The sequence below is a fragment of the Shinella sp. SUS2 genome, assembly GCF_001262505.1.
GTDB lineage: Bacteria > Pseudomonadota > Alphaproteobacteria > Rhizobiales > Rhizobiaceae > Shinella.
On sequence record NZ_KQ410747.1, the window covers coordinates 1 to 26,039 of the forward strand.

The window sequence follows — 26,039 nt, forward strand, 5'->3', positions numbered from 1 at the left end:
GTGATCTTCATGGACCAGGGCCAGATCGTCGAGCAGAACTCGCCGGCCGAGTTCTTCGACAACCCGCAGCACGAGCGCACCAGGCTCTTCCTCAGCCAGATCCTCCACTAGGAGTGCACCAAGACGCAGCTACAAAGGGGAGCACTCATGCAAAGATACCGTTACACGGACCTGATGGATTTCTCCGCGCGGCTGCTCGAATGCGCAGGCCTTGCGCCCGAGTGCGCAGAGACGGTCGGCTCGCTGTTTCTCGAAGCCGACCTTCTGGGCTATTCGACCCATGGCATGCAGCGCCTGCCGACGAATGTCGAATGGCTGCTCAGTGGCGAGACACGGCGAGAGGGCGACCACACCGTCGTCAGCGCATCCCGAAGCAGCGAGGTCTGGGATGCCGCATTCCTTCCCGGACCGTGGATCACGGCAAAGGCGGTGGACCGCGCCTGCGATATCGCGACGACCGAGGGGACCGGGACCCTGGTTGTCCGCCGGGCACAGCATATCGCCTGTCTTGCGAGCTATCTGGAACGGGCAACCCGACGCGGCATCATGGTGATGATCACCGCCAGCACGCCAACGGAAGCAGTCGTGGTGCCGCATGGCGGATTGAGCCGCGTATTCTCCTGCAATCCGATCGCCGCCGGCATTCCCACCGATCGGGATCCCATTCTGATAGACACCACCGCGGCGATGTCCGCGCTGGGGCCGCTGAACCGCAGCTACCGACTGGGGCAGACGCTGCCGGTTCCCCTGATCATTTCGCAGGATGGCAGGATTACCGGCGATCCCGCCGAGTTCGTCGAAAGAGGCGGTGGCATTCTGCCCATCGGCGGCACGGAACAGGGCTACAAGGGCTTCAGCCTGGCCCTTCTTACCGAGGCGCTTTCCGGTGCATTGGGCGGGTTTGGCCGGACTTCACAGAGCGGTGACAGCGAGGCGAACGGTGTCTTCGTGCAGGCTATCGATCCCGCCCATTTTTCCGGCCGCGCATCATTCGAGCGCGAGATGGGGCGGTTGGCCGCGCTATGCAGGGCAAGTGCGGTCGCTCCGGGGCACGACCCCGTGCGCATTCCGGGAGACCGTTCGCTCGCGCGCAAGCGTGACCAGCTTGAGAACGGCGTGGGACTGATTGATACGATCGTCGATGATATCCTGCCTTGGGCGAACAAACTTGGCTGCCGCTTCCCCACGCCGATCTGAACTGCTTCCGCCCATCGAGACGGAAGCGCCCATCTTCTCATGCTCTGAAGTCAGTCAGCTTCATACCGAAGCTGACTGACTTTGGCGTTCTTTGTTTTCGTCTGTCTTTTCGGGAAAACCGGGTTCCACTTTTCCTGGCAAACTCTAGTCGGTTGCGGCGAGGATGGCGGCCGCAATTGTCTCCGTCTTGTCCTTGCCGGGGCTGACGCCGATGCCCTGTGCTGTGGTGCGCTCGATGGCGGCCATGACGCGGCCGGCGGCGCCGTGCTCGCCGAGGTGATCCAGCATCATCGCACCGGACCAGACGGCGGCAATGGGATTGGCGATGCCGAGATGGGCGATATCCGGCGCGGAGCCGTGTACGGGCTCGAACATGGAGGGTGCGCTGCGATCAGGGTTGATGTTGGCGGAAGCGGCAAAGCCGAGGCCCCCCTGGATCGCCGCACCGAGATCGGTCAGGATATCGCCAAACAGGTTGGAGGCGACGACCACGTCGAGGCTTTCCGGTGCCATCACCATGCGCGCGGCCATGGCGTCGATGTGGTAGCTGGTGACCTCGATATCGGGATACTCGGCTGCAAGCTGCTGGGTGATCTCATCCCAGAATACCATTGAATATTTCTGCGCATTGGACTTGGTGACGGAGGCGAGCCTGCCTCGCCGTGCACGCGCCTGTTCGAAGCCGAAGCGCAAGATGCGCTCAACGCCCGCGCGTGTGAAGATGGAGGTTTCCACAGCCACTTCGTCCATCGTGCCCTGGTGGACACGCCCGCCCGCGCCTGAATATTCCCCTTCCGTATTTTCGCGGATGCAGAGGATGTCGAAGCCCTCCGCACGCAGCGGGCCTTCGACGCCCGGCAGCAGGCGATGCGGACGTATATTGGCATATTGCACGAAAGCCTTGCGGATCGGCAGCAGCAAACCATGCAGCGAAACGGAATCGGGAACCTTGGCCGGCCAGCCGACCGCACCGAGCAGGATGGCGTCGAAGGCGCGCAACGTCTCGATACCGTCCTCCGGCATCATCATGCCGTTTTCCTCGTAAAAGGCGCACGACCACGGGAAGGTCGTGCCCGAGAGCTTGAAATCGCGGGCGGCCGCCTTTTCGAGAACCGCCCAGGCGGCCTCGGTGACTGCCGTGCCGATGCCGTCGCCGGGAACGAGCGCGATTGAATAGGTCTTCATGGGATGGCTCTCCAGGTGTTGCGGATGGCGCGAAAAAGGGCGCCGTCGCGGAGACGGCGCTCTTTTTTTGTTCAATTCAGACCTTCGGTGGCGCACCAGTGTGCGGTGTCGTCGAGGGCCTTGCGCAGGCGGTTCACGGTCTCGTTCACCTGCTCTTCGTTGATGATGAGCGGCGGGCAGAGCGCGACGACGTCGCCGATCGCGCGCACGACAAGGCCGTGGTCATGCCCGGCCGCAAAGGCGCGTGCGCCTGCTTTGCCGGCAGCAGCGAAGGGGCGGCGCGTTTCCTTGTCCGCCACCATCTCGATGCCGGCGATAAGACCGGCGCCACGCACTTCGCCAACCAGTGGATGATCGGCGAGCTCAGCCAGACGCGTCTGGAAGATGTCACCAACGCGGGCAGCGTTGCCGATGAGATCGCGCTCTTCGATAATCTTGAGGTTTTCCAGGCCGACGGCAGTTGCGACCGGATGGCCGGAGGCGGTGAAGCCGTGGCCGAAGGTACCGATCTTTGCCGTGTTGTCGGCAATCGCATTATAGACCGCTTCGGTGAAGACGATGGCGGCAAGCGGCATGTAGGATGAGGTCAGCTGCTTGGACATGACCATGATATCCGGCGTGAAGCCGTAATATTCACAGCCGAAGGTTTTGCCGAGGCGGCCGAAGCCGCAGATCACTTCGTCGGCGACGAGCAGGATATCATACTTGCGGCACAGCGCTTCGATGCCCTTCCAGTAGCCGGCCGGCGGCGGCATGACACCGCCCGCCGCCATCAGCGGCTCGCCGATGAAGGCGGCTATGGTCTCCGGGCCTTCCTCGAGAATGACGGCTTCCGCTTCGGCGATCAGGCGTGCGGCGAACTCCGCCTCGGTCTCGCCCGGGAGGCCGAAGCGATAGTGGTGCGGGCAGGTCAGGTGGCGGACCGGAATCGCCGGCAGGTCGAAATCGCGATGGTTGTTCGGCAGGCCCGTCAAGCTGCCGGCGGCGACCGTGATGCCGTGATAGCCGCGGGTGCGCGCCAGGAACTTCTTTTTCTGCGGCCGGCCAAGTGCGTTGTTCATGTACCACACCATCTTGATCATGGTGTCGTTGGCTTCCGAGCCGGAGCTGGTGAAGAAGACGCGGGTGAGGGGCTCCGGCGTCATCTCGACGATTTTCTCCGACAGCCGGATAGAGGGCTCGTGCGACTTGTGGCTGAAGGTGTGGTAGTAGGGCAACTTGGCCATCTGATCTGCCGCGGCCTTCACCAGGCGGGGTTCGTCGAAACCGATGGCGACCGACCAGAGGCCTGCGAGGCCTTCGATATATTCCTTGCCGGCGTCGTCATAGATGTAGATGCCCTTGCCGTGGTCGACGATCATCGGGCCCTGGCGCTCGTGAGCGCGGGCATCCGTATAGGGATGCAGGGTCGTCGTGATGTCCGCATGGGCGAGGGAATTGGAGAGCTTGCCGCTCATAGTCTGTTCCTCCTTGGGGCTTGGCCGCAAATGGCGGAGCCCTGGCGGCGAAACAACGCCGCCGCCGCTTGCATGTTTGTGCTGGTATCCTTGCAGATGACCGTTCGGAAAACCGGAGGCGGCGCGACAGGCGCCCGCCTCCGGCGATGGTGACAACACGCCCCGTCGCATCCTGGAACGCGCCGGAATCGACCCGGTACGGTCACGTCGCCGGATGAGGCGGGGGTGAACTCGACAGAATCGGCCCGGGCGCACCAACACGTCGTCACCGCGCGGGTGAAGCTTCTCGGGTGGACCCTTATGGCCGGGCTGCTTCCGGTTGAGGAGAGCGAGCTGAATTTCCGTCTAGTGTTATAACAAAAATACCATGCCCTGCCATGTTTTTCGTGTCAAGCCGTGTGTTTGATGTTATGACGGGCCACGCACACAGGGAGAGCCTATTTGACACGTGGTGAAGCACCCTTCGGTGGGGCGAACGCGCCGGAACTGTCTCCAGTATCGCGGGACATGCTGCACGAGCAGATTTACGAGATGCTGAAGCGCAACCTCATGATGGGACGTTTCACCCCCGGACAGAAGCTTCCCCTGCGCGGACTGGCAAAAAGCCTCGGCACCAGTCTGATGCCGGTTCGCGATGCACTCCAGCGGCTGGAAAGTGTCGGAAGTGTCGTCTCGACGCCCAACAGAACGATGATGGTGCCGATCTTCACCACCAAACAATTGCAGGATATCCGCACCCTGCGCTCGATCCTCGAAAGCGCCGCGCTCGAACTGGCCGTGGTCAACCGAACGGATGAAGAGCTTGAAAAGTTGAAAGCCCACGTCGCCGATATTTGTAGCTCGGCGGAAGTTGACGATCTCGATCTTTTTCTCGAAGCCAACTACCACTTCCACATGCTGATTGCCGAAATGAGCCGGCTGTCCTTCATCGGCCAGCTTCTGGAGCCGCTGTGGATGCATATCGGCCCGTCAGTCCGTCACTCGGTGCCCAACAAGACGCTTTTCTACAGCTCGGCGCAGAACCACAAGGATGTTTACGACGCGATCGTTGCCGGGGATGCCAAGGCCGCCAACGCGGCGCTGCAGAGGGATATTTCCGAAGGCTACAACTTCTAAAATACTTTTCAGCCGATTGGCTATGTGAGTGCAGGTAAGCGAGATGGCGCCACAGGCTTGGTGGTGGCTCTCCATCTCTAGACGCTGACAAGGCGCCGGGGCGGATTTCATCTTTACGCCGCCGATCCCGGCGTTCGGCTGGGGCCGCCGTCGACCGTTCTTCCACCAGTTGGGAATGGTCCCCGCCGATGGCCTTTCCAACATCACCGCATGGAGGCAGTCATGCGGCAAATCGGTTATTTCCATTCTGCTGCATCCGGCTTCGCCAGGCAATTCGCCACGCCCAGTGCAGGGTGAGGACTACGGCACTTGCTCCGCACGGAGGGAGGTTGCCGGACTGGATGAGCGCGAAATTGGTCTGGCTCGGCTTTCCAAATTGGTGGGATCTATCCCATCCAATCTTGGTAAGACGCTCTGGAAAATTCCGGCGTAAACGCCGTGTTGACAGAGACAGGAAGACTTATCGATGACCGAACCGACCAACCTAAAGTGCCAAACCGTGAGCGCAGCTACATCAGAGCCGGTTGAAATCCGCGCGGTGGCGCCGATGGATGAAGCGGCCTGGAGAAAGCTCTATCGGGCTTACGCGGCCTTCTACAGGGTGCCGATGACGGAAAATGTTCTCGACCGGACATGGGCCTGGCTGCGTGACCCGGCGCACCCGCTCGAAGGGCTTGTGGCCGTGACGGGTGAACTCGTCGTCGGCTTTGCACATTACTGGCCACAGCCGAGACCGTTGCTTGGGCGGGATGCCGGGTTCTTGGACGATCTTTTCGTGGACCCGTCACAGCGCAGTCGGGGTATCGGGCGTCTGCTTCTCGAGGCGCTGAACGAAACGTCCCGCGCGCGCGACTGGGCGATGCTGAGCTGGGTAACAGCGCAGGACAATGCGACAGCGCGCCGACTGTATGACGACGTCGCAAAGGCGGCGAACTGGGTTACTTATGAACTGACGCCCTGATCCGGCCATTGTCTGTGGCCTGCCTCACCCGTTACAGGCAACGATGCGCCCAGTTTTCAGGAAAGGCTACGCCTTGAGAAACGGTGAATGGCGAATCTCCCTAGAAGGCAATATTCCGCCCTGCCACTAGCAAATGGCAGAACCGGGTGTTCTGAAGATTTTGAGCTTCAGAACACCCGGTTTGAGAGGCGCAAGAGTGTAATTTAAAGCAAGCCAGAAACAAAACAATCGAGGATCAAGAATTGAAAGTAATGACAAGAAGCGTATTTGCCGGCGTTATCATGCTTGTTTCAGGTTCCGACGCCTTCGCCGCGCCGACATACCTGACCTGTGAGTTTGCGGACCCGACGGGAGAACCTCAGGTGTTCAATTTCGCTCTCGACGAATCCGCCAGGACATTCGGCGTCTATGTCCCGGCTTCTGGAAGCCAGAGAACCGCGGAGGGTACGTTTGCCGATGGAAAAGCCAGCCTGAATGAGGGGGCTGTTGCATGGGAAATCGATCTCGCAAAGGGCGTTGTCATTCGCGACAAGCGCATGGTTGGCGAGAAGGACAGTGGCACTTGCAAAACGATTTCAGCGGAACAAAGCGGCTTTGACGAGTAATTCTTCGCCTCGCCCGGCAGTTTTTTGGGCTGCATGCGAAGATGACAACAGATAAACAGCCCAATTAATCCGAGAACATAAATGGAATCTGAACTGAAACTCTACCAGAAAAAGCAAAAGCTCATGCTGGGAGGCCTTGGTGTCGCCGCGCTGCTTACTGCTCTGGTAGTCGTTCTGATAAGTGGTCCCGATCCGAGCTCGGTTTTTGGGCCACTGCGGGTTCCCGCGATCTTCTATCCCCTGGGGCTCGCGGGTCTAGCGCTCACACTCTATCTTTTGCGGTTTGTGATCGCCAGTCTGCGCAATCCAGTACCGAGGGTGATCTTGTCTGCACATGGTGTCACTGTTGACGGCTTTTCCGGACGCTTTCGTGCTCCATGGGAAGAGATCAAAGGCTACACCGTGAACAGCCAATCCACCTATGTGCTGCATCTCAAGGATGCCCAGGCGTTTCTTGAAAGGATACCGCCTGGCCGAGCCAAGGAAACCGCTCGGGCATTGGTGGGAATGTTCGGTAGCCCTTTGCTGATCGAAACCAAGATGCTCGACGTCGAGACCGACACGATCGAGGCGTTCCTTGGAAAGTATACTCAGGAACTGGGGACTTGATCGGGAAACGGGCTTGCCTTTTGCGAGAATTATGGAAGGTACGGAGTCAAACAAGGTGCCTGCCGGCACCGGCAGTAGTTCTCATCAACAATGGCTTGCCCGAGAGGGCATGCCATTTATGCGTCGGTAGTGGTGCCGATGATTGTTGCATACAGGGTACGAAATGAAAAAGGTCACAAGTATTGTCATCCTGGGAGCGCTCGGTGCTTTTGTCGGAGCTTACGCGACGGGAGGGTTCAACGCATGGCTGCCGCAAGAGATGAAAGTCGGGGTCTCGAGCGCATCCTTGCTCGGCGATGGTGACGTGGCATTGAAGGAGCAGGACACGCGGTTGGAGGACAAGCTGCAGCCGGTCATCGGCTGCCTCAACGACGTGGCCAGCCCGTTGCGCGATCGTGCCCAGACCTATGTGAACGAATATCCGCACCTTGCGGCAACACCCGGGGCGACAAGAATTGCCGCCAGCTTCAAAATCCAGGTGTATGAACAGAACAACTCCATATCGCGTGAGTGTATTGCCGCTCTCAGGGGCGCCATCGCCATGACCCCGGCCGATGCGGGGCTGGATGATCCGGGCAAGATTTTTGCCGATACGTTGGAGCAGCTCATTCCCGTCATGAACGAGGTTGATCTCTATTACAGCCGCAAGGACAATATTGATGACCACATGAAGAAGGGCGGGGCGCTCAATGAGCAGATCATGCCGCTCTTCACGATGCTTTTTGATGCGGAGGACAAGCTCAGGGAGATCGTTTCAGAGCGCAACCATACACTGCGCGAGAAGCGACTTGTCGCTATTGAGCAGGCATTCGGAACGGAGAATTTCGGCTGGCACACGCTCAACGTTTCCCTTTCCGCCCGGCGTGCCATCGACGGTATCAGCAATCTTGCCGAGACAGGTCAACTGGATACGCAGTCGATAGAGAAGGTCGAGCAGGCCTATCAGGCCGCTCTCGACAAGGCCGACGCCTTTGCCAAGGCACACCCTGACACCAGAACGAAGCTCGGCAACACGCCCAAATGGTTTGCGTTGTCCAGTGACTTCAACACCTTTCTGGTCGGCCTGAAGGATTTCCGGAGATTGCTTGCGGGCAATCCGGACCAACAGGCCATCGAGGCTCAGCTTTCCAAGCTGCAGGGTGACTACAACAGCATGATCCGAAGCTACAACATGATCCCGGATGTCTGACAAGGCAGGTGCCCTTGCGCCTTCCGCAGGCTGGAAGGCGCATACTATCCGCTACCTGGCTTTCAGGCGCCCGTCAGGAAACGTGCCACTGCCTGGCGGGCCGGCTCCCCGCCATCCGTAGTCTTCAAGGCACGCAACCGCAAATCCTTACCAAGTGCCCCAGTCATCGTCTACCCCGCCAATGTGGCTGTTGGGGCAGATACCGCGACCACAACGTCCCGTCGCTCTCGATCCATTGATACCCGATGGGCTCTAAAGCATAGCTTCGCCACAATGAAAATCTGGCTGAAACTCTTCAGCGCCCTTTCTCCATCAGCCGAATTTTTGCTTCCACTATTTCGGTTCGTGCTGCGTGTATGGCGGTGGCAGAACATCGCGGAGCAAGCCCTGGGTGTAGGTGTGCGTCGGATGAACAAGGATGCTTGCGGCATGTCCCGTTTCCACCACTCGTCCTTCATTCAAGACAACAATTTTCTCGCATAGGTCTCCAGCCACCGCGAAATCATGGGTGATCAGCAGATATCCGATGCCTGCGGACCGATGGAGTTCCATCAACAGTTCGATCAGCCGAGCCTGTACCGAAACATCGAGCGCAGACAGCGGCTCATCGAGGACCAGCAAGGCGGGATCCGGTGCCAGAGCGCGTGCCACGCAGAGCCGCTGGCATTGGCCGGTGCTGAGTTCGTGAGGATAACGATCCAGTAGATTGCCGCTTAACGTCACGCGATCGAGCAGGGCCGTCAGGCGTGCGCCGCGAGCTGAACCTTCCTCACTCGGCGTCCAATTGTCGAGGGGTTCGCTGAGCAGTTGGCGCACGGTCCAGCGTGGATTGAGGCTGGACCGCGGATCCTGGAAAACAGCCTGGATTTCGCGCAATGCCGTCCGGCGAACGGCGCGTTCTGCAAGGGAGCGGCCGCGCCAGCTCATCTGACCGGCATCGGGGCGTTCCAGCCCCAGGATGCATTTTGCGATGGTGCTCTTGCCGGAGCCGGATTGCCCGACCAGTCCAACGATCTCGCCGGCGCCGACCTTGAAGGATACCTCGGAGAGAATTTGCTGTTTCCCATAGCTCTTGGAAAGGCGTTCGATGGTCAGCATGGGTCACGTTCCATAGGCACGGAGTGGCTGCAGTTGGCGGCCGGGTACGGCGGCCAATAGCTCGCGGGTATAGGCGTGGCTCGGCCGGGTGAAAATCTTGTTGGCTAGCCCCGTTTCGACCACTTGCCCCTCGCGCATGATCACGACCCGGTCGGCTACCCGCGATACGACCCGCAGGTCGTGGGAGATGAACAGCAATCCGAGACCATAGAGAGACTGGAGTTCGCGCATAAGGTCTAGGATGCGAACCTGCGTCGATACATCGAGCGCCGTGGTCGGTTCGTCGGCAATGAGCAGGCGTGGCCGGTTGGCGACCGCCATGGCGATCACGACGCGCTGGCGCATGCCGCCGCTCAGTTCGTGGGGAAATTGGTCGATGACGCGATGTGGCAGATGGACTTCATCGAGCACTTCCCGCAGCCGTCGTTCGAGTTCGACACGTGAAGGTGCCATGTGGACTTGCACAACCTCCCGAATCTGGTCGCCGACGCGCAAGACCGGATTGAGGGCAGACAGCGGATCCTGATTGACCAGCGTCACCGTCCGCCCGCGCACGTTTTGCCAGTCGTCCCATGACCAGCCGGCGGTGTCTTTTCCGAGTAGGGTTACATCGCCATCTGTCAGAGCCAGCGGCGGGCGGGTCAACCCAAGGGCCAGCGTCGCGAGCGTACTTTTGCCGGAGCCGCTTTCGCCGATGAGGCCGACGCACTCGCCGGGCTCTACGTGAAGGCTGACGTTATCCAGAATGCAGCGGCCGAAAAATGGCGAGCGTCGGTCGGCCACCTCCACCCGTACATTGGCTAGGCTGAGTACCGGTGTAGGCAGAGCATGATCCGGTTGAGCAGGGAAAGGTTCCCTAGGCCGGGATCGAAATGTCGGCCATACGATCCAGCTGCGCGGGCCATGAACGGTGCGGCTTTCGACACTATCCCGCACGACGTCGCCAAAGTAGTTGACCGAGAGCACCACGAGGAAGATCGCTATCCCCGGAGCCAGAACCAGCCAGGGTGCGATCTCCATGCTCGCCCTACCGTCATTGAGCATCGCGCCCCATTCCGGAGCGGGAGGGGGCACGCCAAGGCCGAGAAAGGAGAGAGCGGAAACGGCAAGGATCATGTTTCCGATATCGAGCATGCCGAGGACGAGGATTGGACCGACCAGGTTGATAGCGATATGCCGAAACAGGATCTTCCAGGTGGGTGTACCCATGCAGCGAGCAGCGGCGACATAACCTTCCCGGGATATCTGCAGCGTGAATCCACGGATGATCCGCGCGTAGGCAGGCCAAGCCACCGCCGAGACGGCAATGACCAGAGGCACGATCCCGCCCCCCATCAAGGCTGCGACGGCGATGGCGAGAACCAGGCGCGGAAAGGCCAGCAGCACGTCGATGAGTTTGGTCAGTGTGAGATCGACCACGCCGCCGAAGTAGCCGGCTGTGATGCCCACCGAGACGCCAATCGTCATGACAATGACGACGGCGATCGCACCGACCATGAGCGACGTCCGGCCGCCGTAGAGCAGGCGGGTGAAAACATCCCGCCCGAAATCGTCCGTGCCCAGCAGGTGGGTGGCGCTTGGCGGCAGCAGCACATCGCGGAAGTTCGTATCGATCGGACTTGCCTTGCTCAACAGAGGAGCGGCCAGCACCATCGCGACAATCCCGACCATGACGAGCAAAAGCAACAGGCCAAGAGGATCCCGCTTCAGGTTGACTACAAAGCGGCGAAGAACGCGATCAGCCATGGTTTCCCTCCTCCACTCGCACGCGAGGGTCGAGGAAGCGATAGAGCATGTCGACCGTGAAATTGATGATGACGAACATGGCGGCCATGATGAGAGTAAACCCCTGGACGACGGGGTAGTCGCGGCCGCTGATCGCCTCGATGACGTAGCGCCCGATCCCGGGCCAGGCGAAAACAGTCTCGACCACGGCTGCACCGCCAAGCAATCCGCCCGCAACCAGGGACGCGGAGGTGAGGACCGGGATCAGCGCCGGCCGCAAAGCGTGGCGAAACAGGAGTATGCGGCGCGGCATACCCTTCGCCTCGGCCATCAGCATGTATGGCTGCGACAGGGTATCGAGAAGGCTTGCCCGTAACAGCCGTGAGGTTGCAGCGGCAATGCCGGTTCCGAGCGTCAGGGCCGGCAGAATGATGCTTTCCGGCCTTTGCCAGCCAAGTGCGGGTAGCCAGCCCAGCTCGATCGTAAACAGGTATATGAGCAGGACGCCGAGAAAAAAACTCGGCATCGACTCGCCGATCAGGCTGAGAAACCGGGTGGCGTGATCCACCGGCCTGCCGGCATAAAGACCGCCGAGGATGCCGCTTGGAAGAGCGATTACGAACATCACGAGCAGCGACGTTCCAGCAAGGGCCAACGTTGCCGGGAGACGAACGGAGAGCTCGTCGACGATCGGCTGGCGGCTGCGCAGGGAAGTGCCAAGATTGCCCGATACGACACGGCCGAGCCATTTGACATATTGTTCAGGCAACGGGTCGTTCAGCCCCATCTGCTCCCGCATCTGCTGAATGTCGCCCTGTGTGATTTGTGCGGAATCGAGACCGGGCTCGACCATGGTGAGCAGCACGGCCGTCGCGGGGTCGCCCGGGATGAAGCGCAGCATCAAGAAGATGACGACGGTAATCCCGAGCAGAACCGAGAGGCCGGCAAATGCCCGCTTTACGGCATAAGCCAGCACGAACCCTACTCAGCCTTGATGAACATCGAAGGTGTGATATCGCGCGGGCGCTCAGGATCTACCCCTCCGACTTTTACACCCTGCGCAATAGCAATCAGCTCGGAGTTTGCTACGTAAAGCAATGCATGGTCCTGCATGACCCTGTCCTGGATCTGGCGAGAGAGTTCGAAGCGTTTTTCCGGCTCGAGTTCGGTTCGCAACTGGTCGATGAGCGCGTCGACCTGCGGATTTGCATATTTCTGCCAGTTCTGAACAGCGTCCGAACGGTAAAAGCTCGCAAGCTGCCCATGAAGGTCGCCGGTCGCAGCGCCGCATGAACAATAGGTGGCAATATCGAAGGCTCCGTCGAGCATGATCTGGTTCGAAGCCGTGGGCTCGACCACTTGCAGCTTGGTCGCCACGCCGATCTTGCGCCATTGCGCCTCCAAGGCGATAGCGACAGTTTGCCACCAACCATACGTCAGAACAGAAAATTCCAGACGCTTGCCGTCCTTCATGCGGATACCGTCAGCGCCCGGCTTCCAGCCAAGCTGGTCGAGAAGAACGTTCGCCTTTTCGACATCGGATGCTTGCTGTGTCTTGATGGCATAGGGCAGGCCGGCCGGAAAATGCCCGGTGGAATAGGTGGCGAAGGGAGCCATGACCCCGTCCACGATTTCCTTCCGGTCTACACCGAGGCTCAAGGCTTCGCGGAGCTTCGCATCCTGCAGCAGCGGGTTGCGGTAGTTCATCCAGATGTTCCAGTTGGTCTGATTGACGGCCGGAAACTGAAACTTCTTGCTTCGGATGTAGGACCGGCGCTGCTCGAACTGGACGTTGGCGTCCATATCCGCTTCGCCGGATTGCAGGGCGAGATACCGGGTCTGGGGATCGACGACAAAGCGTGCCTCGAGGCGCTTCAGCTTCGGCTTCTCACCCCAGTATCCGTCGAAAGGCTCAGCGACGACCAATTCGCCGGGCACGAATTGGGTCGGCTTGAAGTAGCCCGAAAGGTCGGCTTCCATCGCATACTTGTCGCCGAGTTCATCAGCCTTGGCAGCGTTGTGGATGCCGATTGTGACGGTCTTGAACAGGAAGGCGGGATCCGCCGCCTGTGTGCGGATCTCAAGCGTTGTTGGCCCGACAGCCTTGAAGGCTGCTCCCTTGAGAAGCGAACCGGCGCGGGTGTTTTTTGCCTGGTGACGCTCGAAAGACGCCTGAACGGCCGCCGCATCGACTGCTGCGCCACTCCAGAATTTGGCATTTGGCTGAAGCTCGATGCGCCAAATCGTAGGCTCGACCATCGCCCAGCTCTTGGCAAGCGCGGGGATGAGCGATGCACCGTCGAGGCTGGCGTGAACCAGGGGTTCGGCGAAGCCGTTGTTGATGATCCGTTGTGCATCGATATTGATGGGATCGAGTGAGCGCGGCATGTTGGCGGTGACAAGGCGCAACACCTGCTCGTCCGCCGGCGCCATATCCGCGGCAAAAGCCGCACTCATCAGTCCAGTGCAGGCAACCACGAGCGCTGCTATCGCAGCACGCGGAACGTATCCCATCTTATTCTCCCATCGGGTTGGATTGAGGACAGCCGGCGCGGAGGCGCTGCTTGCGTCCGTTTGGTTCATAGGCGTGTTCGCTGGCAACACGGCCTTCGAGAAGGTGCTCGGAGATAATGTGGTCGAGGGCGGCCTCGTTGACGCCGCCATAGTAGGTGCCTTCAGGCCAGACCTGGACGACGGGCGCAAGATTGCAAGGACCAAGGCAAGTGGACTTGGCGGACATCGTGCCTTCGCCCGTCACGCGCAGCTTCAGCCGTTCCTGTTCGTTACGCAGATGCCCCCAGAGCACATCCGCGCCTGCCGAGTTGCACGGGCCGCCTTCGCAGACCAGCACGCGTCGCTTCTGCGCCGGCACGAGCGAACCTTCGGTCACGGCCTCGGGCGGAACGGGAACAGGTGCGTCCGGCCCCTCGGCCAACAGTTCCGAGAGGACGGCAGGTATCAGGGCGCTGCGCGCAACGTCCCGCGCTATCGCCACCGGCGGCCATGGCCGGTTGGATTCATGCTGCCAGCGCTTGAGCGATTTTGTCAGCCAGATGTGGAAGCTCGGTTCCATCGGCAACACGAGCGGCAAGATCGTGATGGCATCGTATTGCCCGTCCAGCAGATCATGAAGCGCGTCACGGAGCGACGGGCGACCCTGTTCCGAAAACGCGGAAATAACGCGACCGACGCCTGCAAAGGCGGCCACGATATCGGCAATTCTTGCCATCTCCTGGTGCGGAGCTGCAGCGAAAGCCGCCTTGGCCAGAACCACGATCGCACGACCGCGGCGCCGGTTCTCCGAAATACCTGTTGCTGATTGCACCCACCCACCTCGCTAGCGAACGGGGCAGGCAGAAAATGAGGCGACCGGATGATATGACAAGCCATCGGTGAACCGTCATCCTGCTGACCATCCCCGGCCACGGAAAACTATGCTTGATGGCAGGTCTCCTGGCTCACGGATATCTGTCGCCCATCTGCCTTCCCGCGGATGGTGGCCCGCAGTGGCATGGCGCTCTCGCGCCACAAGGATAGACGGCAATCCGCTTACAGTTGCGGGGGCAGCCACGGCCTTGGTCCCTGACGGGGCCTCACCGTGTTCCCTATTAATCCCCGTCGAGTTATCGGGCGGGGAACCATCGGCGCGCACGCTATCCATGCATCTTCTTGGCGTCAAGACGGTTGGTGCCTTGACCACCATAAACATGATTTATATACTCATATTTATGGTGGTCCCCTATAGAGAGAGCGGGGAAGGCTTCAAACTGCCCGCATATTGCCAATGCCGGTTGTTCGGCGGGCTTGTCTTTCCAAGGCGCGCACCCAGACGGCAGGCGAAAGAGACAGTACGAAGGGTGTCGAGGCAGGATGGGTCATTGGTCGCCCTATAGGGAAGACACCGTCGCGATGATGGAAGCCGGCGACATATCGCTTGCCGACGTGCTTTATTCGCCCGCGGATAGCGAGCCGCTAGTTTTTGCGACAGGCCGGCATCGCACGCGCGCACTATCCCCGTATTTGCAATATATCGATTGCCGACTGACCACGACCGCATCGCTTGAGGCGACGGGCCAGTTCGTGCCGGGCATCTGCATCAGTCATGCTTTCGAGGGCAGTTGGACGAGCCGGATAGACGGCCACTCCCTTGCCCTGAGATCGGGCGGCGAGACCCTTGTCTATGGTTCCTCCCGTGAACTGGACTTTCTGGAAAGCCAGCCGGAGAACACCTGCATCGCCATGGCCGCGCTCTACATCGGCGCGAATTTCTTCGCTGCGGTGGATGTACCCTGCGAAATGATGGCGCTTCTTGACGGCAACGATCTCGTTTCGCGACACCTGGCCAAGGCCGGTGCGTTGCGCTCGGTCCTGCAGCAGATGTTCCAGGCGCCGCAGGACGGCTACCTTGCCGGGTTGCACATGACGAGCCTCGGCCTTGCTGCGGTCGTCGAGCTTGGCAGGGCGCTCGGCGGGGAGCCGGCGGTGGGCCAGGCCGATCGCCGGCAGCGCGAGCGCGCCCATGCCTTGCGGGACTATCTCGACGCCAATATCGCGGATCTGCCCTCGATCCCGGAAATCGCATCGCTCCTCGCGACCAACGAAAGCACCCTGCGGCGGGCCTTCAAGGCGACGTTCGGGCTGTCCATCACCACCTATGTCCGCAACAGCCTGCTTGACCACGCCCGAGTGCTGGTGCGTGACGGCCGGCTTCCGCTCTCCGTCATCGCCTATCGCTGCGGGTTTGCCACGCCTGCGAACTTCACCAGCGCGTATCGCCGGCAGTTCGGCCATCCCCCCAGCACCGAGCAGACGAAATCTGCCTGATCCGCAATAGTCTTGTCCCGACGCGCAAAAGCTCCTCGCTGCTAAGGAAGCACCCGTAAATCAAACAACGGGTGCTGAAAGTGCAGATGCAGGACGAAGCGCGATCCGGTACGCACCGGGCCTTTCTGGGGGCCGCCGCCTTCTATACGGCGACGGCCATCCCCATGTCCTATGTGTTCTATCTTCTGCCGGCGCAGTTGCGCGAGGCCGGTCATTCGGCGACGATCATCAGCCTGCTGGCGCTGGTCTATCTGCCCTATGCCCTGCGGGCGTTGTGGGCCCCGGCCATCGATCGTTATGCCCGTGGCGATGCGCGACGCTTCAAGATCGTCCTGGCCGCGTGCGCTGCCATGGCGGTTCCTGCCGTGCTAGCCTTCGGTCTCGTGGAACCGGCTGGCCAGATTGCAAGCATCATGACGATCGCCGCCGTGCTCTTCGTCATCCTCTCCACCGGCACGACCGGTCTCGACGGTTACACCGTCGCAACGCTGGGGGAAGGCGACCGTCGCCATGCCAGTATATGGCAGACGGCGGGCTTTACGGTCGGCGGCGTCGTCCTTGGTCTCGGTGCGATGCTGGCCGGCGGGCTGGCATGGAGCACCGTCGTCGTCCTGATCGCCCTTGCCACGGCGGTGGCGGCCCTTCCCATTCTGGCCTTGCCGGCCGACCGGCCGTCGCGCGCCGTTTCCATCCATGGAACAGGACCAGGCGAAGGCGGCTCGACCGGTGCCTTCCTGCGCAATCCGGCTGTCCGGCGGCTGCTCTGCATATCGCTTCTCTCCAAGATGGGATTGGGCATGATTGCGGGCTATCTGCCGATCCTTCAGGTGGACTATGGCGTATCGGCCAGCCAGGCCGGTTTCTTCGGTGCCTTCGGCAGCAACGTGCTGGGCCTCGGCTCTGCACTTGTCGGCGGCTGGTTCCTGCTGAGGATCGGCGGTCTGCGCGCCATCGGCGTGATGGGTCTCGTCGCTGCGGTGTTCTTCGCCCTGGCGGCGCTGACCCACGAAACGCTGCGCAGCCCCGCCTTCGCCATCACGCTGACCCTCATCTTCCTCTCGCTCGGCTATGCCTTCATCGCGCCGTTCAAGGCGCTTTCGCTGGCCGTCAGCGACGGGCCGCGCTGCGCCAGCCGCGCGGCGGCGCTCGCTTCCGTCGATCTCTCGCTCTCGATCCTTGCCGCTTCGATCTCGGGTTCTCTCGTCACGGCGCTCGGGCTGGAGAGCTTCCTTTGGCTTTCCATGGCCCTGTGCCTTGCCGCCGCCGGTGTCGCGTTGCGCACCGCACGAGGCCGACCCGACGGGCTTTCCGCTTCAACGACAGAAAGGTTGCCACTTCCGTGAACATGACAGCCCATCACCGCCCGCTTCTTCTCGCCACAACCGTGCTTGCCGGTTGCCTCGCCTTGCCCGCACAGAATGCCGCCCATGCCCAGGAGGCGGATGACGGCGCGACCGTGCTCGAAACCATCACGGTCACCGCCCGCAAGCGCAAGGAGGACATTCGCAACGTGCCGGCGTCGATCGATGTCGAAACCGCAGAATCGCTCGAGGAAAAGCGTGCGCTCGACGGCCAGGCGGTGATGCGCGACGTGTCGGGTGCCAGTGTCGGCACCTTCGGCGATCGCTCCAATGGCTTCATCGTCATGCGGGGCGTCGCGCCCATCCTCACACCGCTCAGCCCGGATGACAGTTCCGTTCTCACCTTTATCGACGGCGCTCCATTGCCGCTTGGCGGATCCTTCTCCTCCTCCTATCTCGACCTCGACCGCGTCGAAATCCTGAAGGGGCCGCAGAACACGCTGTTCGGGCGCAACACTTCGGGGGGCGCAATCAATCTGATCCCGGCGGAGCCGACGCACGATTTCCACGGTTCGGTGCGCGGCGAGTTCGGCAATGACGGCGTCTACCGCACCGAGACGATGCTGAACGGCTCGCTCATTCCCGACGTGCTGGCCGGACGCATCGCCCTTCGCCGTTCGTCGATCGACGGCTATATCGACAACATCGCCGGCGACGATCTCGGCGCGGAAGACAACTGGGTCGGCCGCGCATTGCTGCTGTTCACGCCGACCGAAGACACACGCTGGCTGCTGAGCCTGCAGGGCGAGGACAGTGACATGACCCCGACGACCTACATCGCCCTGCGCCCGGGCGAGGCAAAACTTGCGGCACAGAACCACACGATCGACGATACGCAGCTGGCTACCATCAACTCCCGCCTCGAACACGATTTCGAGACGATGACCTTTACTGCACAGACGAGTTTCACGAAGCTGAAGAACCGTAACGTCTACAATTACCCGGATGCCTTCATCGCCCATGATTTCAGCGGCCTTCCGCTGGAGGATTTCCTCGATCCTGATACCAATTTCATCGGCTGGACGAAGCGCGATACCCGGCTTTCGCAGGAATTCCGCCTTTCGTCGTTGCCGGACTCCGATATCGGCTGGCTCGCCGGCGTGTCTCTCTACCAGGACAGGGCGCGCCGTCATCGCCCCGTAGAAATGTGGTATTTCGGGCCGTCGGCGACGGGAGAATATTTCTATGACCAGACGACGACCGGCCAGGCCATCTTCGGCGAGATCACCTATCCGGTACTGGAGCGGCTCAACCTGTCGGTCGGCGCGCGCGCGACCCATGAGAAGAAGACGTTCGACGGTTCGTTCTTCAGCGATGGCACCGCCGGCGCCGTGAAGGAGTTTCACGAGGATGGCGAACAAAGCTACGGCTTTGCGACAGGCCGCGCGGCGCTCAGCTACGAATGGTCCGACGAGCTGACCACCTATGCCAGCGTCTCGCGCGGGTTCAAGAGCGGCGGTTATGCCGTCGAGAATTCGCTGATGTGGGCCGGCGTTCCGCGCAATCCCTACGATTCCTCTTCGATCATGAGCTATGAGGTCGGGGCCAAGTCCGCCTGGCTCGACAACCGGTTGAAGCTGAACGCTGCTCTCTTCTTCAACGACATGTCGAAGGAGCAGATGCAGACCTGGGATCATATGACGTTCACCGGCCGCACCTTCAATCTCGATGCCCGCAGCTACGGCTTCGAACTGGACGGCGACTATGACGTCACCGGCAACTGGACGCTTTCCGGTGGGCTTGGCTACACCTTCAGCGAAGTGCGCAACGTGCCCGCCGAGGTGACGGCGGCGCAGGATCGCCTCGTGAGCGGCAATTGGTTGCCGACGGTTCCGCGCTGGACGGCGCGCGCTGCCGTTCAATACCAGGCGGAGGGCAGCGAACTCGGTTTCGAGGGCGCCCTTGCCGAGACGATGTTCAATGCACGCCTTGCCTACAACTACACGGGCAAGCGCTATACCGATGCGTCCAACACCGGGGAGCTCGAGCCGGCGCATGTCGTCTCCGCCCGCCTCGGCGTCGATTGGGGTGGCGGGGAAGCCTACCTCTTCGGGGACAATCTCATCGGCAAGCAGTACATGACCATCAAGGACCGCTTCGGAATGGATCCTTCGGGCACCTCGACCGTCTTCGGCGTCTCCTATGCACGGGGCCGTACCTTCGGAGCGGGAATCACCCTTCGCTTCTGAGCTGCCGCGCGCTGGCCGCCCCGGCGGGGCGGCCAATGCATATCCGCAAGCCTGTTCTCCACATGTGCCATGTCCATATCCACCGACCAAGAGGCGGCGCAGGCGATGCCCGCACCCGACTATTTTGCCAGTCTGCGGCTTGTGCTTCCGTTTTTGGATGGGTCGCGCAAGGCATTGGCGGGCGCCTTCGCTCTGGCCACGCTTTCCGTTTTCCTGCAGCTGGTCCCGGTCTGGACCGTCTATCGCATCATCGACGCGGCGGTTGCAGGCGGCCTCGTCTGGCGCTTCGCTGTCAAAAATGCCGTTCTTGCTTTTGGCGCGATCCTGCTTGGTAGCCTGATGATGGGGCTGGCGCTTGGTCTTTCACATGTCGTCGCCTTCGATACCATCCACCGGTTGCGGCACGCCATGGCCCGGCACATGGCGCGCCTGCCGCTCGGCTACTTCTCCGACTGGCCGAGTGGTGATGCCAAGAAGCTCGTGATCGACGAGCCGGAGAAGCTGGAGGGCATCATCGCCCATGGTCTGCCGGAGGGCGTCAGCTCGCTCGCCGCGTGGCTCACGGTTTCGGTTTGGCTGCTCGTGCTCGACTGGCGGCTCGCGCTTGCCGCGATCTTCGTCACGCCGGTCTCCTTCTGGCTGCTTGGTGCCGCCATGCGCAGCGGTGCGCGCAACGCGCCGGCCTATCAGGCGGCGGCCTCGCGCATGAACGCGGCGATCGTCGAATTTCTCGCAGGCATGGCCGTGGTGAAGGTGTTCAACCGCAGCGACGAGAGCCTTGCCGAAGCGAGTGCGGCCGTGCGCGACTATGTGGTGCTGGAGACGCGATGGGCGTGTGACTATCTGCCGCTCGGGGGAACTTTTGCCAGTCTGGTCCTGACCAATATCGTCTTCATCCTGCCGTTCGGACTGGTGCTGCTCCATCTCGGCGAGATCACGCTTGCGACGCTGCTGCTCTTCATCATTCTTGGCGCGAGCTACAGCCAGCCGCTTCTCAAGCTGTTCGACCAGTTCCACAACCTCGCCCATGTCAGTATGGGCTCCTCGCTGGTTGCGGCGCTGCTGGCTGCGAAGCCGCAGCATGACAACAGGGAAAAGCTTGAGCTGGCTTCCCACGATATCCGCTTCGAGAAGGTCTGTTTCGGCTATGGCGGAGAGCCTGTGCTACGCGATGTCGGTTTCCGGGCCCGCGCCGGAACCGTGACGGCGATCGTCGGGCTCTCGGGAGCTGGAAAAAGCACAATTGCAAGCCTCATTCCACGCTTCTGGGATGTGCAGTCCGGCGGCATCGCTATTGGCGGGGTTGATGTGCGCGATATCGGCCTGGACCAGCTGATGGACACGGTCGCGTTCGTCTTTCAGTCGACATTCCTCTTCTCCGACACGATTGCTGCGAACATCCGCTTCGGAAAGCCGGACGCTACCGACGAGGAGGTGGAGGCTGCGGCGCGATCGGCGCAGGCGCATGATTTCATAAGCGGGTTGCCGGAGAGCTATGCCACCTGCATCGGGGGAGGGGGTGTTGCACTGTCCGGCGGCGAACGGCAGCGCATCGCGATTGCCCGGGCGATCCTCAAGGATGCGCCAATCATCGTTCTCGATGAGGCGACGGCCTTCGCTGACCCTGACAACGAAGCGGCCATCCAGCAGGCACTTTCCGTGCTTTCCGCGGGGCGTACCCTGATCGTTGTCGCGCATCGCCTGCACACCATCGCCGGTGCCGACCAGATCCTCGTGGTCGATGCCGGGCGGATCGTGGAGCGCGGGCGGCATGAGGACCTGGTCGCTGGCGGCGGCCTCTATTCCCGTCTCTGGGACGACTATACGCGCGGGCAGGCGGGCCTGCAGCCGCAGAGGATACGATGATGCAGCCCCGCAACCCTCGCGTCGATCGGTCGGACCTCGCAAGCCTTGCCCGCCTGTGGGAGCTGGCCGGGCCGCTTCGTGGCGGATTCCTGCTTGGCATCCTGTTCCGTATCGCGCAGTCCCTGTGTCTCGGCATCGCATTCGGCGCTGTTGTTTGGGTCGTTTCAGGCATTGCGGAAGGGCGCAGCCTCGATTGGCGGCGGATCGGTCAGGTTGCGCTCATCATGACGGCGTCGCTTGCCGGGCAGCTCCTGTTCGGCTACCTCGCGGCTTCCCGGAGCTGGCTTTCCAGCTATGCGCTTGCCGGACGGCTTCGTCTGTCGCTCCTCGCACGCCTGAGATGCCTGCCTATGGGCTTTCACCTGTCGCGTCACCGCGGCGATACGGTGACGGCGTTGACCTCCGACATGCAGATGCTGGAGGGTTTTCTCTCGGAGGCGCTTCCGCGCATCGCACAGGCTTTCGCCCTGCCGGTCATGGTTCTCGGCTTTCTCGTCTGGTGGGATTGGGCGACCGGATTGTCCGCACTCACTCTTCTCCTCGTGTCTGTGCCGTTGTTTCTATGGGCAAGCCGCGAACTGTCGCAGCTGGGTTTGCAGCGTCAGGACCTGCAGGCGGCGGCCAGCGCGCGGATGATTGAATATGCGCAGGGTATTGCCGTCATTCGTGCCTTCAACCGCATTGCAAGGGGCGAGGAAGGTTTTGCAGCCGCCCTCAGGGATTTTCGCGACATATCCATCCGGCTCGTGGCGCGCCTCACAACGCCGCTGACCCTGTTCTCCATCGTCATCATGCTGGGCGTGCCGGTTGTCATGGTGGCTGCGGCTTTGCGGCATGAGAACGGCGCGATCGATACTGCGACGTTGATCGCCTCCCTGGCGCTGGTCTTCTCCCTCTACCAGCCGCTCCTGGGGCTGGCGGCGGTGATGGAACTCGCGCGGATCGCCGATGCGTCGCTCACGCGCATCAATCGGATCATGACGGCTGTTCCGCTGCCGCAACCGCAAGTGCCGCGGGAGCCTGACGGTTTCGCCATCACGTTCGAGGCGGTCTCCTTCGGGTATGGACCGGACCGTTCGGTGTTGCGGGATGTCGGCTTCACGGTTCCCGAGCGGTCGATGACAGCGATCGTTGGCCCGTCCGGCGCGGGAAAGAGCACGGTGCTCAACCTCCTGCCGCGGTTCTGGGATGTGGATCAGGGGAGGGTCCGCATTGGCGGCGTCGACGTTCGCGACATTGCCGAAGAACGGCTGAACGGCCTTGTTTCGGTTGTGTTCCAGGACGTCTATCTCTTTGCCGGCACGCTGTTCGACAACATTGCGTTCGGCCGCCCCGGCGCGGTCATGGCCGATGTCGTGGCCGCAGCACAGGCTGCGCGGGCGCATGAGTTCATCCTGGCGCTGCCGGGCGGGTACGGTACGCGTGTCGGTGAAGGCGGGGCGACGCTCTCTGGTGGCGAGCGACAGCGGATTTCGATCGCCCGGGCAATCCTGAAAGATGCCCCGATCGTTCTTCTCGACGAAGCGACAGCGGCGATAGATCCGAGCAACGAGCGTGCAATCCAGGAAGCACTCGCCTGCCTGACGGCCAGAAAGACGCTGATTGTCGTTGCTCACAAGCTGTCAACCATTCAGGCCGCAGACGAGATTCTCGTGCTCATGGATGGGCGCATCGTCGAGCGCGGCAGGCACGATGCGCTGCTTGCGGCCGAGGGCTCCTACGCGCGCCTTTGCCGGCGTCGCCAGGAGGCTGCTTCCTGGCACCTTGGCCGGGTCTGACGGCTTCAGCCGGGTATTTGCCCAAGGGGCGCCGCCTGCCGCTCCAATGACGCCAACCCGGCACCCCTGCCAAGAGTATGGCGTGAACCGACTGCACTATATCGTTGTCGCCTCTCTTCGGGTTCGAGAGAAAATCGCCTATTTTCCCATGCACTCCAGGAGGCGGCGCGGGTTGATCGCCTTGCATACGGGGTTTTTGCGCGCTTTCACGCAGCTCATGTCCTCTGCCGCCAGCATGGCGTTGATCACGGCTTCGTCCACGGCATTGACCGTGGCGAGATAGACGGGATCGAGCCAATCATCCGGGATCGAGGTCATCGGGCGCAGGGCAGAGGCAAGTTCCCTGCGGGTGAAGCTGTTGGCGGTGCTGAAGGCGAGGAAGATGTCGCCGGATCCATTGCCGCCCGGACTGCCGCTGCGGGAGATCCCGATGCCGCCGCGTTGGGCGAGCCGTTCCAGCTGATTGGGCAGGAGCGGAATATCCGTTGCGATGACGACGATGATGGACCCCTGTTCGCTATCGTACATCCGGTCGTCCTGAAGGTGGCGCCCGACCGGAACGCCGAGCACCGTCAACCAGTCGCGTAGTCCGTAGTTCGCCTGGACGAGGACGCCAACGGTATAGTTCGTGTCGCCGAGCCGCACCGTCTGCGAAGCCGTGCCGGTGCCCCCTTTGAATTCATAGGCGATCATGCCCGTCCCGCCGCCGACATTGCCTTCGGCGAGCGGCGTCGAGGCTGCGGCGTCGAGTGCCTGGAACACATGCTCCTCACGCACGTGCTGGCCGTTGATGTCGTTCAATACCCCGTCATAGGTCTCGGCCACCACGGGCATGGCCCATACGTGATCGGAAAGGAAGTCATCGGCGTGCTGGCGGATCATCCATTTGGTCGCGGCTGCGTGTACGGCGCCGACGCTGTGGGTGTTGGTCAGGCAGATCGGGCCGCAAAAGTGGCCCGCGTGGCGTATCCAGTGGCTTCCCGTCATCTCGCCGTTGCCGTTCAGCGCATGAAGGCCTGCCCAGACCGGTCGCATTTCTCTGGTCTGGCCCCGAGGGAGAATGGCGGTGACGCCCGTGCGCACCGGGCCCTCGCCAACGGTGAGCGGTCCGTCGCCGCAAATCAGTGTCGTATAGCCGACGGCGACGCCCGGGACGTCCGTGATCGCGTTCCACGGGCCGGTTCGCCCCGAAAATTGAAGCCCCAGTGCGCGGCCGCGCAGTTTCACCCCTTGTGTTCCCATAGCCATCTCCTTCGCTGATATATTTTTATAACATCGATTGACATAATAGTTGTAAATATACCAGAATTAATTTGCTCGGCCGGGAGGGCCGCTCAAAAAAGGGGAAAGTCACATGAAACGAAGATCCATCTTCCTGGCTTGCGCCTTTGCCGGCGCGCTGCTGTCCCAGCCGGTTTCGGCCGAAAGCCTTATCCGCATCGGGTCGCCCTATCGGACGACCACGCTCGATCCGATCCGTTCGACGGCGGCAGGAAACATCGAGGCCTTCGGCCAGCTCTATGCACGCCTGCTGCGCAAGGATGAGGCCGGCAAGGTGCAGCCGGGCCTGGCCAGCGCGTGGACGATTTCCGAGGACGGACTGGAGCTCGTCTTCACGCTACGCGCGGCAAAATTCTCCGACGGCAGACTGATCACCGCCGAAGATGTCGCCTTTAGCCTGACCCGCGCCTTAAAGGATGAAAAATCAGTCTATGCCGCGACGCTCGCCGCCGTCGAAAGCGTGCGCGTTCAGGGCGATGCTACAGTCAAAGTGCGGTTGAAGCATCGCTTTGCGCCGATCCTCGACAATCTCGAAGTGTTCAATGCGGGCATCGTTTCAAAGGCCGACGTGGAAGCGCGGGGGGAGATGGCCTTCAGCGAAAAGCCGGTGACATCAGGGCCCTACCAGGTCCGCGAGTGGCGGCCAAACGACCGGCTGGTGCTGGAACCCAATCCGAACTACTGGCGCGAAGGGTATCCGAAGAACGATGGCGCCGAGCTGATCGAGGTGGAAAACTCCAATACCCGCGTGTCCATGCTGATGTCTGGAGAGCTCGATGCGATGCGTGACGTTCCGTGGGCGCAACTCGAAGCCGTCAAGGCGCGGGATAGTCTGCTGATGGCGCTGGAGCCCTCGACTGTCATCTATATGACGTTGCTCAACGAGCGTCGCCCGCCGTTCGACAATATCAAGGTTCGCCAGGCGGCGGCCCATGCGCTCAATATCCCGGCCATCGCCAAGGCGATGACGGCCGGCAACGGCATGCCGGCCAACACGACCCTGCCGGCTGCGCTCGATTATCACGCGAAGAATCTGCCCGGCATCGCCTACGATCCGGCGCTGGCGCAGATGCTGTTGTCCGAAGGAGGTTATGACGGCAAGGAGCTGACCATGCTGATCTCCGCCAATGCGGATGCGGAAAAGCTGGCGACCCTCCTGCAGGCGCAATGGGCAGCAATCGGTCTCAAGACGAAGATCGAGAAGGTCGATCGCGGGGTCTGGTGGGAACGCATACCGGCCGGCGACTACGATCTCGCGCCGAGCTGGTGGTACAATGAAACCTCGGATCCGGATCTTGCGGTGCGATGGGCCGTCTGCGGAACGTGCGAGACACACAGCTTCCACACGCACTACGACAATCCGAAGGTAAATGCGCTGACGGAAGAGGCGGTTCGCGAGCTCGATCCGGCGCGGCGCGGCGCGCTCTATCACGAGATCCAGAAGATCTCGACCGAGGAGGTCGCACAGATCCCGCTCTACTATCCGCCCTATGCCAATGCTTATGCCAAGGCGGTTGATGGCTTGCGGCTGAGCCCATCCCTGCAATGGTCGCTCGAGGATGCCGTTCTGGCGAAATGATCTGGTCCGGCAGCCGGCG

General features: G+C 61.5%; 20 protein-coding genes, 1 pseudogene and 1 riboswitch. Of the genes and pseudogenes, 13 read left to right on the plus strand and 8 right to left on the minus strand.

Translation table 11 applies throughout. The features are described 5' to 3' along the window. Both AKG11_RS33860 and AKG11_RS28360 read left to right on the plus strand, forming a co-directional pair. Positions 1-111: pseudogene (locus AKG11_RS33860) on the plus strand (amino acid ABC transporter ATP-binding protein); the annotation flags it as partial. A 63-nt stretch (positions 112-174) separates the two neighbouring features. After that, positions 175-1,197: an Ldh family oxidoreductase gene (locus tag AKG11_RS28360; protein ID WP_157255843.1), complete on the plus strand. Its 1,023-nt coding sequence runs from the start codon at positions 175-177 to the stop codon at positions 1,195-1,197. Between the two features lie 144 nt (positions 1,198-1,341). On the opposite strand, the gene AKG11_RS28365 is transcribed toward AKG11_RS28360, so the two are convergent. Beyond that, entirely contained in the window at positions 1,342-2,382 is a 1,041-nt protein-coding gene (locus AKG11_RS28365) for a tartrate dehydrogenase (RefSeq protein WP_050746341.1), read from the minus strand. A 71-nt stretch (positions 2,383-2,453) separates the two neighbouring features. Further along, positions 2,454-3,839 carry an aspartate aminotransferase family protein gene (locus AKG11_RS28370; RefSeq protein ID WP_050746342.1) on the minus strand — a complete coding sequence of 462 codons (1,386 nt, stop codon included), beginning with the start codon at positions 3,837-3,839 and terminating at the stop codon, positions 2,454-2,456. Positions 3,840-4,346: 507 nt separating this feature from the next. Here AKG11_RS28370 and AKG11_RS28375 point away from each other — a divergent pair. From AKG11_RS28375 to AKG11_RS28395, 5 genes are all read left to right on the plus strand, one after another. Beyond that, positions 4,347-4,955 carry a GntR family transcriptional regulator gene (locus tag AKG11_RS28375; RefSeq protein ID WP_050746343.1) on the plus strand — a complete coding sequence of 203 codons (609 nt, stop codon included), beginning with the start codon at positions 4,347-4,349 and terminating at the stop codon, positions 4,953-4,955. Between the two features lie 466 nt (positions 4,956-5,421). Then, entirely contained in the window at positions 5,422-5,916 is a 495-nt protein-coding gene (locus AKG11_RS28380) for a GNAT family N-acetyltransferase (protein WP_082342724.1), read from the plus strand. A gap of 251 nt (positions 5,917-6,167) precedes the next feature. After that, the gene (locus AKG11_RS28385; protein ID WP_081870736.1) at positions 6,168-6,521 is read left to right on the plus strand and encodes a hypothetical protein; all 354 of its coding nucleotides are present in this window, start codon (positions 6,168-6,170) and stop codon (positions 6,519-6,521) included. An 81-nt stretch (positions 6,522-6,602) separates the two neighbouring features. After that, positions 6,603-7,130 (plus strand): hypothetical protein, encoded by a 528-nt coding sequence (locus AKG11_RS28390; RefSeq protein ID WP_050746344.1) that lies wholly within the window; start codon positions 6,603-6,605, stop codon positions 7,128-7,130. Between the two features lie 163 nt (positions 7,131-7,293). Beyond that, entirely contained in the window at positions 7,294-8,319 is a 1,026-nt protein-coding gene (locus AKG11_RS28395) for a DUF3829 domain-containing protein (RefSeq protein ID WP_082342726.1), read from the plus strand. Positions 8,320-8,652: 333 nt separating this feature from the next. On the opposite strand, the gene AKG11_RS28400 is transcribed toward AKG11_RS28395, so the two are convergent. The 5 genes from AKG11_RS28400 to AKG11_RS28420 are packed head-to-tail and all read right to left on the minus strand — an operon-like array spanning position 8,653 to position 14,467. Then, the gene (locus tag AKG11_RS28400) at positions 8,653-9,417 is read right to left on the minus strand and encodes an ABC transporter ATP-binding protein (protein ID WP_050746346.1); all 765 of its coding nucleotides are present in this window, start codon (positions 9,415-9,417) and stop codon (positions 8,653-8,655) included. Between the two features lie 3 nt (positions 9,418-9,420). Continuing rightward, the gene (locus tag AKG11_RS28405; RefSeq protein ID WP_050746347.1) at positions 9,421-11,163 is read right to left on the minus strand and encodes a dipeptide/oligopeptide/nickel ABC transporter permease/ATP-binding protein; all 1,743 of its coding nucleotides are present in this window, start codon (positions 11,161-11,163) and stop codon (positions 9,421-9,423) included. Further along, positions 11,156-12,118: a nickel ABC transporter permease gene (gene nikB, locus AKG11_RS28410; RefSeq protein WP_050746348.1), complete on the minus strand. Its 963-nt coding sequence runs from the start codon at positions 12,116-12,118 to the stop codon at positions 11,156-11,158. Before nikB ends, AKG11_RS28405 begins: the two co-directional genes overlap by 8 nt. 5 nt (positions 12,119-12,123) lie before the next feature. Next, positions 12,124-13,656 carry an ABC transporter substrate-binding protein gene (locus tag AKG11_RS28415; RefSeq protein WP_050746349.1) on the minus strand — a complete coding sequence of 511 codons (1,533 nt, stop codon included), beginning with the start codon at positions 13,654-13,656 and terminating at the stop codon, positions 12,124-12,126. A 1-nt stretch (position 13,657) separates the two neighbouring features. After that, positions 13,658-14,467, minus strand: coding sequence for a (2Fe-2S) ferredoxin domain-containing protein (locus AKG11_RS28420; RefSeq protein WP_245290264.1), 810 nt, complete (start codon positions 14,465-14,467; stop codon positions 13,658-13,660). Between the two features lie 100 nt (positions 14,468-14,567). Beyond that, positions 14,568-14,800: riboswitch (cobalamin riboswitch) on the minus strand. A 212-nt stretch (positions 14,801-15,012) separates the two neighbouring features. On the opposite strand from AKG11_RS28420, the gene AKG11_RS28425 reads away from it, so the two are divergent. The 5 genes from AKG11_RS28425 (at position 15,013) to AKG11_RS28445 (ending at position 23,160) form a co-directional block, all read left to right on the plus strand. Further along, positions 15,013-15,966, plus strand: a complete 954-nt coding sequence (locus AKG11_RS28425; protein WP_082342731.1) for a helix-turn-helix transcriptional regulator — start codon at positions 15,013-15,015, stop codon at positions 15,964-15,966. Positions 15,967-16,052: 86 nt separating this feature from the next. Then, positions 16,053-17,309, plus strand: a complete 1,257-nt coding sequence (locus AKG11_RS28430) for an MFS transporter (protein ID WP_050746351.1) — start codon at positions 16,053-16,055, stop codon at positions 17,307-17,309. Between the two features lie 2 nt (positions 17,310-17,311). Further along, complete coding sequence (locus AKG11_RS33865; protein ID WP_082342733.1) at positions 17,312-19,516, plus strand: TonB-dependent receptor; 2,205 nt, start codon at positions 17,312-17,314, stop codon at positions 19,514-19,516. A 69-nt stretch (positions 19,517-19,585) separates the two neighbouring features. Next, positions 19,586-21,382, plus strand: coding sequence for an ABC transporter ATP-binding protein (locus AKG11_RS28440; protein WP_050746352.1), 1,797 nt, complete (start codon positions 19,586-19,588; stop codon positions 21,380-21,382). Next, on the plus strand, positions 21,379-23,160 hold the full coding sequence (locus AKG11_RS28445; protein ID WP_050746353.1) for an ABC transporter ATP-binding protein: 1,782 nt from the start codon (positions 21,379-21,381) through the stop codon (positions 23,158-23,160). The genes AKG11_RS28440 and AKG11_RS28445 overlap by 4 nt, the downstream gene beginning before the upstream one ends. Before the next feature lie 138 nt (positions 23,161-23,298). On the opposite strand, the gene AKG11_RS28450 is transcribed toward AKG11_RS28445, so the two are convergent. Beyond that, positions 23,299-24,402, minus strand: a complete 1,104-nt coding sequence (locus AKG11_RS28450) for a DmpA family aminopeptidase (protein WP_050746354.1) — start codon at positions 24,400-24,402, stop codon at positions 23,299-23,301. Between the two features lie 112 nt (positions 24,403-24,514). Between AKG11_RS28450 and AKG11_RS28455 the strand changes: the two genes are divergently transcribed. Then, complete coding sequence (locus AKG11_RS28455) at positions 24,515-26,020, plus strand: ABC transporter substrate-binding protein (protein ID WP_050746355.1); 1,506 nt, start codon at positions 24,515-24,517, stop codon at positions 26,018-26,020. Positions 26,021-26,039 lie beyond the last annotated feature (19 nt).